Source organism: Oleiphilus sp. HI0043 (genome assembly GCF_001634935.1).
Genome location: NZ_LWEY01001243.1, coordinates 1 through 1,995, shown reverse-complemented (window position 1 = coordinate 1,995; position 1,995 = coordinate 1). Strand labels below are relative to the sequence as shown.

Annotated in this window: 2 protein-coding genes; one reads left to right on the top strand and one right to left on the bottom strand. The window is 45.7% G+C overall.

Annotated features, from left to right (window positions below; translation table 11 throughout):
• The first annotated feature begins 9 nt into the window (after window positions 1-9).
• Window positions 10-996 carry a tRNA 5-methoxyuridine(34)/uridine 5-oxyacetic acid(34) synthase CmoB gene (gene cmoB / locus A3729_RS15445; protein WP_068513437.1) on the top strand — a complete coding sequence of 329 codons (987 nt, stop codon included), beginning with the start codon at window positions 10-12 and terminating at the stop codon, window positions 994-996.
• Window positions 997-1,086: 90 nt separating this feature from the next.
• Here cmoB and A3729_RS15440 read toward each other — a convergent pair.
• Window positions 1,087-1,995, bottom strand: a 909-nt coding sequence (locus tag A3729_RS15440; RefSeq protein WP_068634048.1) for an adenylosuccinate synthase, incomplete at its 5' end; no start/stop codon positions are given.

Sequence of the window (1,995 nt, the reverse complement as noted above, 5' to 3'; positions counted from 1 at the left end):
GGTATAACGATGGATTTCTACCCTCTCTATGACGACTTATTTGCTTTCATGCGCAGCAACAAGCTCGAACCCTGGTTGGAGACTTTAATCCCCCTACTCAAACATAAGCTTCAAGAAAAGCCTCATGGTGACTTAAAGCGTTGGTTGGAGGCCTATCATTCTCTGCCAGTTTTAAACTCCGACATCGTCAATCTAGATGCTTCACGTGTTGGTGCCGACAGCAAGGAAGGCCTAAATAGTGATACGTTTAAACAGCTTGAACAAGCACTTAGAGGTTTAATACCCTGGCGAAAAGGACCCTATGACTTATTCGGCGTTCATATCGATACGGAGTGGCGATCAGACTGGAAATGGGAACGTATCAAAGACCACATCACCCCCTTAAAAAACCGGATTATACTCGATGTAGGCTGCGGTTCTGGTTATCACTGCTGGCGTATGTTGGGCGAAGGCGCACAAAATGTTATTGGGATCGACCCGAACTTTTTATTCTTACTACAGTTCGAGACTCTAAAGAAATATTGTGGCCCTCAAGCACCCATCCATTTGCTCCCAGTACGAATGGAAGATGTGACACCACAGCTAGAGGCCTTTGACACAACTTTCTCAATGGGCGTGCTTTACCATCGCCGCTCACCTATCGATCACCTATTGGAGCTCAAGGGGACCTTGCGCCAGGGCGGCGAACTGGTGCTGGAAACGCTCATTTGTGAAGGTGAGCTAGGCTATAGTCTAATGCCAGAGGATCGTTACGCCATGATGCGAAACGTCTGGTATCTACCAACTAAAGAAACCCTGAGCTTATGGCTAAGGCGAGCCGGTTTCACTAATATTCGCTGTGTAGAGAGCAACATCACCTCAACTGAAGAGCAGCGAAGCACGGACTGGATGAAGTTCCAATCCTTAAAGGACTTCCTAGACCCAACAGACCAGAGCAAAACGCTTGAAGGCTACCCTGCCCCTTTGCGTGCGACTTTCATTGCAAATAAAAAATAGCTTGTAGTCACTCTCAACTCAAAACACTCGCTCATAAAAAAAGCCTGAAAGCATAAAGCAATCAGGCTTTTTAAGTATTGATTAGCTAAATCAGTCGAAAGGATGTCTCAGCACAATCGTCTCAACACGATCAGGGCCGGTTGAAATAATATCAACAGGCGCTTCAATCTTCTCTTCAATGTACTTGATATAGCTTCGAGCATTTTCAGGAAGGTCTTCTAGTTTCTGCACACCTAAAGTGCTTTCTGACCAACCAGGTAGCGACTCAAATACAGGTTCCAGATCTTCATAACCTCGACCATCAAGCGGTGGGCGTGTTAATTCTTCACCCGCTTTAGTCTTATAACCTACACAAACCTGAATCTCTTCAAGACCATCTAGTACATCAAGTTTGGTCAAACAAATACCAGACACCGAATTGATCTGAATAGCATGACGTAAACCAACCGCGTCAAACCAACCACAACGACGTGGACGACCAGTGGTTGCACCAAACTCATGGCCTTTCTCGGCAAGATGACGACCTTGATCATTAAACAACTCTGTTGGGAATGGACCAGAACCAACTCGAGTTGTATAAGCTTTAGTAATACCCAGTACGTAATCAAGGTACATAGGACCGAAACCACTACCGGTCGCCGTGCCACCTGCGGTCGTATTTGAAGATGTTACAAATGGGTAGGTACCGTGGTCAATATCTAGCAAGGAGCCCTGGGCACCCTCAAACAAGATATTCTCACCCGCTTTACGGTATGCGTGAAGCTCGTCCGTGACATCAACCGCCATCGGTAAAAGAACCTTCGCCATCTCAAGCACATCATCAAGCGTCTTTTGATAATCTACAGGCTCAACTTTGTAGAAGTTTTCCAATACAAAGTTGTGGTATTCCATAATTTCTTTAAGCTTTTTAGCAAAGTTTTCTGCATCAACCAAGTCACCTAACCTTAGACCTCGACGAGAAACTTTATCTTCATACGCTGGGCCGATTCCGCGACCAGT